We start from the raw sequence: 9,247 nt of genomic DNA on the forward strand, positions 1-9,247 counted from the left end.
GACCGCGACCGGCGGTCAGGGGGCGTCGGCTAGCGTGGAGCACGTTTTCGGCCGCGATGTCGTATCGGGCTCGGCGCCGATCGTCGGATGGGTGAGGAGGTGTTGAGCATGAAGTACGTGCTGATGTTCGTCGAGACCGAGCAGTGGGAGAAGGCCTGGGCGGCGATGGATCAGGCCGAGCGGGACGCCGGGTTCGCCAAGGTGCAGGAGTGGCTGAACCGGTACTCCGACAAGATCCTGCACAACCGCAAGCTGGCCGACGGGCACACCGCGACGACGGTGCGGCTGGAGGGCGGTGAGCCGATCGTCACCGACGGGCCCTTCGTGGAGGGCAAGGAGGTGGTCAGCGGCTACTGCGAGGTCGAGGTGGCCGACCTGGACGAGGCGCTGCGGATGGTCAAGGACTGGCCGGCCTGCCCGCTGGTCGAGATCCGTCCGGTGCTGTTGTGAGGGCTTACCGGCGCCGAGGCCGGGCCGCCAGGCCCGCCGAGGGGTCGGTGTCCGCCGACCGCCTGCCGGCAACGGTGAGGGCGGGGACGCGGCGGGGGGATGGCGGGTGGGTGTGAACGGTGCTTCCAGCCTCGCCCTCACATTGGATTCAACGTTGTGAGGGCTTACCGGCGCCGAGGCCGGGCCGCCAGGCTCGCCGAGGGGTCGGTGTCCGCCGACCGCCTGCCGGCAACGGTGAGAGCGGGGACGCGGCGGGGGGATGGCGGGTGGGTGTGAACGGTGCTTCCAGCCTCGCCCTCACGTTGGATTCAACGCTGTGAGGGCGACGACCGTCGACGCCGAGCTGGCTCGCGTGGTGCGTGAGCACGCGGGCCAGCTGGCCGCGTCCCTGGTGTCGCTGCTCGGCGACTTCTCCGCCGCGGAGGACCTGGTGTCCGAGGCCGTGCTCGCGGCCGTGCAGCGGTGGCCGGTCGAGGGGATCCCGGACCGCCCGCAGGCGTGGCTGTTCACCGTCGCCCGCCGGCGCGGGCTGGACGTGCTGCGGCGCGAGGCGCGCTACCGGGACAAGCTGGCCCGGCTGCGCTGGCCGGTGCAGCCGGAGCCGGACGACCGGTTGCGGCTGATCTTCACCTGCTGCCACCCGGCGCTGTCCCGCGAGGCGCGGATCGCGTTGACGCTGCGCGTCGTGTGCGGGCTGACCACCGGCCAGATCGCCAAGGCGTTCCTGCTCCCGGAGACGACGGTGGCGCAGCGGATCACCAGGGCCAAGCGGAAGATCACCGAGGCCGGCATCCCGTACCGGATCCCGGCCGACGACGAGCTGGGCGCGCGGCTGGCCGAGGTGCTCGCGGTGATCTACCTGCTGTTCAACGAGGGCTACCTGTCCAGCTGCGGGGAGGTGGCCCAGTCCCGCGACCTGGTGGCCGACGCCGAGTGGCTGGCCGCGCTGCTGCACGGCCTGATGCCCACCGAGCCCGAGGTGGCCGGGCTGCTGGCGCTCATCCGGCTGCACCGGGCCCGGTCCGCGGCCCGGTTCGACGCCGGCGGCAACCTGGTGCTGCTGCGCGACCAGGACCGCTCGCTGTGGGACCACGACGCGATCGCGGCGGCGATCCAGCTGCTCACCAGGGCCGCGCGGTTCCGCCGGCCCGGCCCGTACCAGCTGCAGGCGGCGATCGTCGCCTGCCACGCCGAGGCGAAGACCTGGGCCGACACCGACTGGCCGCAGATCGTGGTGCTGTACGGCATGCTGCTGCGGCACGCGCCGTCCCCGGTGACCCGGCTGCACCGGGCCATCGCGCTGCGCTACGTGGCCGGCGCCGGCGCCGCCCTCGCGGAGCTGTCCGAGCTGGCCGGCGCCCTGGACCGCTACCACCTGTTCCACGCCACCCGCGCAGAGCTGCTGCGCGAGCTCGGCGATCCGGACGAGGCAAGGGCCGCCGACCGGCGGGCCCTCGAGCTGACCGCCAACCCGGCCGAGCAGGCCGTGCTCGAGCGCCGAATCCTGGATGCCTAAAGGCCTTCGGGCGCCGGCTTGACCGCGGCGAGCCGCTCCACGGTGCCGGCCTTGAGCCGCTCGCGTTCCCGGACGACGAACCCGGTCCGCTCCACCAGCGGCAGCGGCCGCCTGGTCTGGTAGTCGCCGATCATCCGCACGGTGATCTTCTCGAGCAGCCGCTGGCCGAGATGGATCAGCTTGTGGTGGCTGCCGATGTGGTCGAGCAGCAGCAGTGTCCCGTTTGGACGCAGCACCCGGTGCATCTCCGCGATCGCCGCCCGGTCGTCCGGAAAACCGCACAACCCCAACGTGCACACCACGGTGTCGAACGAGGCGTCCGGAAACGGCAGCGCCTGCGCGTCACCCACGCGCAGCTCGACGTCGCGGCCCAGCTCGGCCGCCCGCTTCCGGGCGATCTCCAGCATGGCCGGGCTGAAGTCGATCCCGGTCAACCGCACCCCGTCCGGATAGAACGGAAGGTTGCGCCCGGTCCCCACGGCGACCTCCAGCACGTCCCCCCGCGCCCGCGAGCAGACCCACTCCCGCCCGCCCCCGAACTGCACCCGCTCGAAGAACCCGATGTCCCGGTCATATCGAGGCGCGTACTTGTCCCACTGCCCACGCAGCCGCTCGTCGCTCATCACCCCATCATTGTCCACACGGGTCGAGCGCTACAGCGGGCGCAGGACGTTGTTGACGACGAACTCGCCGACCGCGTTCCCCGAGGACCGGCCGAAGTCGGCGTCGAACTGGTAGTGCACACCGAGGAAGATCCGGCTGCGCGCGTCCTCGATGGCGGCCGCCGTAAATCCGCTGAACTGGCGGGTGACGCCCACGGCGTTCGGATCGTCGGTGGTGCCGGTGAAACTGATGTTGTCGGTGCCGAAGAACAGGCGCATGACCGCGGCCCATGCACCGGCGAACGTGGCGTGTCCCGAGGTGTAGGAGGGGAAGCACGGGCTGAACCGTTGGCCGTTCGGCAGCACCGAGAGTGGGGCCCAGGACGCGTCCGGGTTGGTTGCCGGGTTGTTGTCGGTGGCCGCCAAGGTGATCGCGGTCTCCGGCCGCCACAGGTCGATCCCGGTCAGGTACTTGGAATCCCAGGCCGTGATCGCCGCGTCGGCCATGGCGATCGCGACGAGCCCGAACAGCCGCGCGTTCTGCTGCAGGGTGAGCCCGCGCTGCTGGGAAACGATCCTGGTGTGGTCGAGATGTTGTCCGGGTGGCTTGTAGGTGCCGTCGACGTCGTTGGCCCAGAAGAACGCGATCTGGGTCTGCGTCGCGGTGCGGGCGGTCGAGTTGAACCGGCCGAGCGACTGCACCTCGTTGACCTGCTGGGCGTACAGGGAACTGGACAGCAGTGCCGCGTAGGAGGTGAATCCGCCGGGACGCGGTGGCCGGAACGCCGACCCGCTGCCGATCGCGAACGGCCGCACCGATCCCCAGTTGGGTCCGATCGCCGCGGGGCAACCGTTGGGGGTCCGTCGCCACGCGCCGGGCTCCGTCCCGTCCGGATAGGACGCGCTGCTCTGCGAGTTGTCGTTGGCTCGCACGTTCAGTAGCTCGTTCGCGGACTGGCCGCCGATCGCCCGGCCGAGGTCGACCGCCAAGCCGGTGCCGGTCCGCCCATCCTCGGTGGCGCGGGCGCTCTGGACGAACGAAGCCTGGCCCGGAAACACCCGTTCGAGCACCGTTGCCGCCGCCCAGCTGACCGCCGCGTCGAGGCATTGCTGGCGCTGCGCGGCCGCCATCGCGTTGCACCGTGGACCGTCGGTGTACTGCCGCCGGTAGGGCTGCCCGACCGCGGTGATGGAGTTGACCGCGTCATAGACCGCGAGATACGTCATCGCGATGTTTCGCGACATTGTCGTCGGCGGACCACCGGCCTGTCTGAGGACATCCTGCAGATAAAAGGTCCAGCGCAGAATCTCGTCGGTGACCGAAGCCGGCGGCGGGGCGGCGATGGTGGGACTACCGGAGGGACCCGCGTCGATGTCGGAGATTGCGGGGGGTGGGAAGCCGATGATGACCAGCACGCCGGCGGCCGCGATGACCAGCCCGCGCGCAGCTTGTTTACGTGCCATGGTAGGCACCTCTTTTATGAGAGCGCTGCAGGGAAACGGCACGAGTGCCGTAATGGGACGGTAATGTCTTTCCCCGGTTTCGGGAATGATGAATGTCACCTAGGGATTTGGTCGTACTCAAGAATGAGAAATTCAAGAATGCACACACCAAATGCCGGACCCCCGGTCCGGCATTGGTCTGGGAGCGCTCCCAGCGCTGCTGTCAACGCAGCGTAGCCGCGTCGACACGCTGCTACAAGGGGAACTTAACGGCGGCTCAGGGCCTCGGGGTTGAGCAGGGACGGCGGGCGCCGGTCGGCGAGGCCGGCGAGGAGGTTCTCCACGGTGAGCAGGCCCATGGCGGTGCGGGTCTCGATGGTGGCGCTGCCGAGGTGCGGGAGCAGGGTGACGTTGTCCAGGTCGAGCAGGGCCTCCTCGACCGCCGGCTCGCGTTCGTAGACGTCGAGGCCCGCGGCGAAGATCTGGCCGGACCGCAGGGCCTCGGCCAGCGCGGGCTCGTCGACGATGGGGCCGCGGGCGGTGTTGACCAGCACGGCGGTCGGCTTCATCTTCGCGAACGCGTCGGCGTCGAACAGGTGCCGGGTGTCCGGGGTCAGCGGGGCGTGAATGGAGATGATGTCGGACTCGGCGAGCAGGGTGTCGAACTCGACCCAGGCGAGGCCGAGCGATTGCTCCACATCGGACGGAAGGCGGATCGGATCGTGGTAGATGAGCCGCATGCCGAACCCCGTGGCGCGGCGGGCCACCGCGCCGCCGATGCGGCCGCAGCCGGCGATGCCGAGCGTCTTGCGGGACATGTCGTGGCCGAGCATCATGCTCGGCCCCCAGACCCACGGTTGCCGGGAGCGCAGGAAGCGGTCGCCCTCGGCGACCCGGCGCACGCTGGCCAGGATCAGCGCCCAGGCAAGGTCGGCGGTCGCCTCGGTGAGCACGTCGGGGGTGTTGGTGACCAGCACCCCGCGTTGGGTGCACGCCGGCACGTCGATGTTGTCGAACCCGACGGCGTGGTTGGCCACGATCTTCAACTGCGGGCCGGCGGCGTCCAGCAGCTCGGCGTCGACCTTCTCGGTCAGCAGGGTGAGCAGGCCGTCCTTGCCGGCGGCCCGGCGCAGCAGCTCGTCGCGCGGGATCGCCTCCGGCGGACCCTCGTACAGGTCCAGCTCGCAGCGGCCGTCGAGGGCGCGCATCGCCTCCGGCACGAGGGCCCTGGTCACAAGCACGGACTCGGTCATGCGGACACCTCGCTCACCAGCGTCTCGAAGGCCGCCAGGGCGGCGCGGATGTTGTCGATGGAGTTGGCGTAGGAGAACCGAAGGTAGCCCTCGCCGTAGCCGCCGAACGCGGTGCCCGGCAGGCAGGCCACGCCGCCGCGTTCCATCAGCAGGTCGGCGAGGTCGGCGGCGGACCTGCCGAGGGCGCGCACGTTCGGGAAGGCGTAGAAGGCCCCGCTCGGCGGGACGCACGACACGCCGGGGATCGCGTTGAGCCCGGCCACGATGACGTCGCGCCGCTGCTGGAACGCCGCGGCCATCCGGTCGACGTCGTCCCACGGTCCGGTCAGCGCCGCGATCGCCGCGTGCTGGCTGAACGCCGACGTGCACGACACCGAGTTGATCACCAGCCGGGTGATCGGCTCGACCAGCGCGGGCGGGAACACGCCGAACCCGAGCCGCCAGCCGGTCATCGCGAACGTCTTGGACCACCCGTCCAGCAGCACGGTCCGCTCGGCCATCCCGTCCACGTCGAGCACGCTGCGGTGCTTGCCGTCGGTGCGCAGCGCCCAGTAGACCTCGTCGCTGAGCACCACGAGATCGTGCCGGATCGCCAGGGCGGCGATGGCCTCGAGCTGCTCGGCGGTGGACGCGCTGCCGCACGGGTTGTGCGGCGAGTTGAGGATCAGCAGCCTGGTCCGCTCGGTGATCAGCGACGCCAGCTCGTCGGGGTCGATCGTGAAGCCGTTCTCCTCGCGCAGCGGCACCGGAACCGGCCGGGCGCCGGCGAACGCCGCGATCGAGGCGTACATCGGGAAGCCAGGATCCGGGTAGAGGACCTCGTCGCCCTCCTCGCACAGCGCCATGATCGTGAAGAACATGATCGGCTTGGCGCCCGGCGTGACCACGACGCGATCGGGCGTCGTGCGCAGCCGGCCGGTGCGTTCGAGGAACTCGGCCACGGCGGCGCGCAGCTCCGGGATTCCGGGCGCGGGCACGTAATGCGTGTGCCCCGCGGCCAGCGCCTCCCGCGCGGCGGCGGCGATGTGCGCCGGGGTGTCGAAGTCCGGCTCGCCGATCTCCAGGTGGATGATCTGCCGGCCCTGTCGTTCCAGCTCCTTGGCCTTGGCCAGCACCTCGAACGCCGACTCGGTGCCAAGGCGGCCCATTCGACTGGCAAGTTTCATGAGGGTTATTCAATCCCGACCGGCGGGCGGCGGCCACCGACGGACGGCTGCGGTGAGTGGTGTGGGGGTTACCCGGATGCCAGGGTGGACTGGGACCACTGGAGGCGAGCATGAACGATCAGGCCAGGACACGGACGAACGTGGACGAGGCGCTGCTGGGGCATGCGACGTACCGCAGCCTGGGGGAACAGCGCCTGTCACCGGCGGAGGAGCGGTTCGAGAAGGGACGGCGGACGGTGGGGCTGTGGCTGGCCCCGCTGGTCACCATCGCCTTCCTCGCCGTGCCGCTCGACCTGCCGGGCAACCAGCAGACGCTGGGCGGGATCCTGCTCGGCGTGATCATCCTGTGGATCACCGAGGCGGTGCCGATCCCGGTCGGCGGGCTGACCGGGGTCGCGCTCGTGGTGCTGCTGAACGTGGTGCCGGCCGACGACGCGCTGCGGCCGTTCGGCTCGTCGACGATCTTCACGTTCATCGGCGCGTTCATCCTGGCCCAGGCCATGCTCAAGCACGGCCTTGCGCGGCGGTTCGCGTTCCGGATCCTGGCGCTGCCCCGGGTGGGCGGCTCGACCTTCGGTGTGATCATCGCGTTCGGACTGATCACGTGCGTGATCTCCGCGTTCGTGTCGAACACCGCGACCGTGGCCATGCTGCTGCCGACCGCGCTCGGCATCCTGGCGGTCATCGCGAAGCTGTTGCAGGAGCGGGGGATGGTCGCCGAGGACTTCGACCCGCTGCGGCTGCGGGTGGGTGCGGCGATCATGCTGATGCTGGCCTACGGGGCGAGCGTCGGCGGCCTGCTCACCCCGGTCGGCAGCCCGCCGAACCTGATCGGCCGCGGGCTCATCGAGGAGGCGACCGGCAAGCGGATCTCGTTCGCCGAGTGGATCGGCGCCGCGCTGCCGATCTGCGCGCTCATGTTCGTGGCGCTCGGGGTCGTCCTGCTGCTGCTCAACCGGCCGGAGATCCGGCGCATCGAGGGCGTCTCCGACTACGTGGCCGAGCAGCGCGCGGCCATGGGACCGCTGTCCCGCGCGGAGAAGAACACCCTGATCGCGTTCGGGATCACCGTGACCCTGTGGATCCTGCCCGGCATCATCGCGCTGATCTTCGGTGACGAGTCCACCGTGTACACGACGCTGAGCGACCGGCTGGACGAGGGCGTGGTCGCCGTGCTCGGCGCGGCCCTGCTGTACCTGCTGCCGACGGACTGGTCGCGGCGGGAGTTCACGCTGCGCTGGCGGGACGCGGCCGAGATCGACTGGGGCACGATCCTGCTGTTCGGCACCGGGATCATCTTCGGCTCGCTGCTGTCCAGCACCGGCCTGGCCGAGACCCTTGGCAGGTCGGCATCCAACGCGTTGGGGCTGAGCGGAATCGTCACCATCACGATCTTCGCGGTGGTGCTGGCCATCCTGGTCTCGGAGACGACGAGCAACACCGCGTCGGCCGCGGTCGTCGTCCCGATCGTCATCTCGATCGCGGTCGCGACCGGCGTCAACCCGTTCGTGCCGGCGCTGGCCGCGACGTTCGCCGCGTCGTTCGGGTTCATGCTGCCGGTGTCCACGCCGCAGAACGCCGTGGTGTACGGCTCCGGCGCGGTGCCGATCACCAGGATGATCCGGTCGGGTGTCTCGTTCGACGTGCTCGGCGCCGTGCTGATCCTCATCGGGCTGCCGGTCATGGTGGCGCTGCTTGGGATCGCGTGATGCGGCGCGTCGCGGTGATTCCGGGGGACGGCATCGGGCCGGAGGTGATCCACGCCGCCCGGCGGGTGCTCGACGCCGTGTCCGCCGGGCACGGAATCGAACTGTCCTATGTGGAGTTCGACTGGTCCTGCCGGCGATACCTCGAGCAGGGCGCGATGATGCCCGCCGACGGTCTGGACACGCTGCGCCGGTTCGACGCGATCCTGCTCGGCGCGGTGGGCTGGCCGGACGTCGCGGACCACGTATCGTTGTGGGGCCTGCTCATCCCGATCCGGCGGGCGTTCCGGCAGTACGTCAACCTGCGGCCGATCCGGGTGTTCGACGGCGTGGACAGCCCGCTGCGCGACGCCGGCCCGGTCGACCTGGTCGTGGTGCGGGAAAACGTCGAGGGTGAGTACAGCGAGGCGGGCGGGCGGCTCAACCGCGGCTTCCCGGACGAGCTCGCGATCCAGGAGGCGATCTTCACCCGGGCCGGGGTGAGCCGCATCGTCGACTACGCCTTCGAGCTGGCCGGCACCCGCCGCGGCTACCTGACCTCGGCGACGAAGTCCAACGGAATCGTCCACACGCTACCCTTCTGGGACGAGATCGTCGCCGAGCGCGCCGCCGCGTTCCCGGCCGTACGCTGGGACTCCGAACACATCGACGCGCTGGCTGCCAAATTTGTCCTTACCCCACAACGGTTCGACGTCGTCGTAGCCTCGAACCTGTTCGGCGACATCCTCAGCGACCTTGCCGCCGCCGTCGCCGGCAGCATCGGCATCGCCCCATCGGCCAACCTCGACCCCACCCGCACCCACCCCTCGATGTTCGAGCCCGTCCACGGCTCCGCCCCCGACATCGCCGGCCGCGGCATCGCCAACCCGGTGGGCGCGGTATGGTCCGCCGCCCTCATGCTCGACCACCTCGGCCACCCCGCCGCGGCCGCGGCGCTTGTGGCGGCAATCGAGCACACCCTGGCCACCCCCTCCACCCGAACCCCCGACCTCGGCGGCACCGCCTCCACAACCGAAGTCACCGACGCCCTGATCGCCGCCCTGGAAGGCTAGCTCCGGCAAGCTCGCCGAGCGGGACCGACGGCTGTGCCGCGCGCCGCGCGCGGCACAGC

Annotated in this window: 8 protein-coding genes; 4 read left to right on the top strand and 4 right to left on the bottom strand. The window is 70.6% G+C overall.

The features are described from left to right. The first annotated feature begins 108 nt into the window (after positions 1 to 108). Both VGX25_RS29915 and VGX25_RS29920 read left to right on the top strand, forming a co-directional pair. Entirely contained in the window at positions 109 to 450 is a 342-nt protein-coding gene (locus VGX25_RS29915) for a YciI family protein (protein ID WP_326921286.1), read from the top strand. 316 nt (positions 451 to 766) lie between these two features. After that, positions 767 to 1,966 (top strand): RNA polymerase sigma factor, encoded by a 1,200-nt coding sequence (locus VGX25_RS29920; protein WP_326921287.1) that lies wholly within the window; start codon positions 767 to 769, stop codon positions 1,964 to 1,966. On the opposite strand, the gene VGX25_RS29925 is transcribed toward VGX25_RS29920, so the two are convergent. The 4 genes from VGX25_RS29925 to VGX25_RS29940 all read right to left on the bottom strand — a co-directional run bounded on the left by VGX25_RS29925 (position 1,963) and on the right by VGX25_RS29940 (position 6,430). After that, complete coding sequence (locus tag VGX25_RS29925; protein WP_326921288.1) at positions 1,963 to 2,589, bottom strand: class I SAM-dependent methyltransferase; 627 nt, start codon at positions 2,587 to 2,589, stop codon at positions 1,963 to 1,965. The two genes, VGX25_RS29920 and VGX25_RS29925, sit on opposite strands and share 4 nt — an antisense overlap. A 30-nt stretch (positions 2,590 to 2,619) precedes the next feature. Further along, complete coding sequence (locus tag VGX25_RS29930; protein ID WP_326921289.1) at positions 2,620 to 4,032, bottom strand: vanadium-dependent haloperoxidase; 1,413 nt, start codon at positions 4,030 to 4,032, stop codon at positions 2,620 to 2,622. Between the two features lie 245 nt (positions 4,033 to 4,277). Next, complete coding sequence (locus VGX25_RS29935; protein ID WP_326921290.1) at positions 4,278 to 5,264, bottom strand: D-glycerate dehydrogenase; 987 nt, start codon at positions 5,262 to 5,264, stop codon at positions 4,278 to 4,280. Continuing rightward, on the bottom strand, positions 5,261 to 6,430 hold the full coding sequence (locus VGX25_RS29940) for a pyridoxal phosphate-dependent aminotransferase (RefSeq protein WP_326921291.1): 1,170 nt from the start codon (positions 6,428 to 6,430) through the stop codon (positions 5,261 to 5,263). The genes VGX25_RS29935 and VGX25_RS29940 overlap by 4 nt, the downstream gene beginning before the upstream one ends. Positions 6,431 to 6,540: 110 nt before the next feature. Here VGX25_RS29940 and VGX25_RS29945 point away from each other — a divergent pair, with 110 nt between their 5' ends. Both VGX25_RS29945 and VGX25_RS29950 read left to right on the top strand, forming a co-directional pair. Continuing rightward, entirely contained in the window at positions 6,541 to 8,139 is a 1,599-nt protein-coding gene (locus VGX25_RS29945) for a DASS family sodium-coupled anion symporter (protein WP_326921292.1), read from the top strand. Then, entirely contained in the window at positions 8,139 to 9,188 is a 1,050-nt protein-coding gene (locus VGX25_RS29950) for a tartrate dehydrogenase (protein WP_326921293.1), read from the top strand. Before VGX25_RS29945 ends, VGX25_RS29950 begins: the two co-directional genes overlap by 1 nt. The last annotated feature ends 59 nt before the right edge of the window (positions 9,189 to 9,247 follow it).

This window comes from Actinophytocola sp., assembly GCF_035942955.1.
GTDB lineage: Bacteria > Actinomycetota > Actinomycetes > Mycobacteriales > Pseudonocardiaceae > DASYTH01.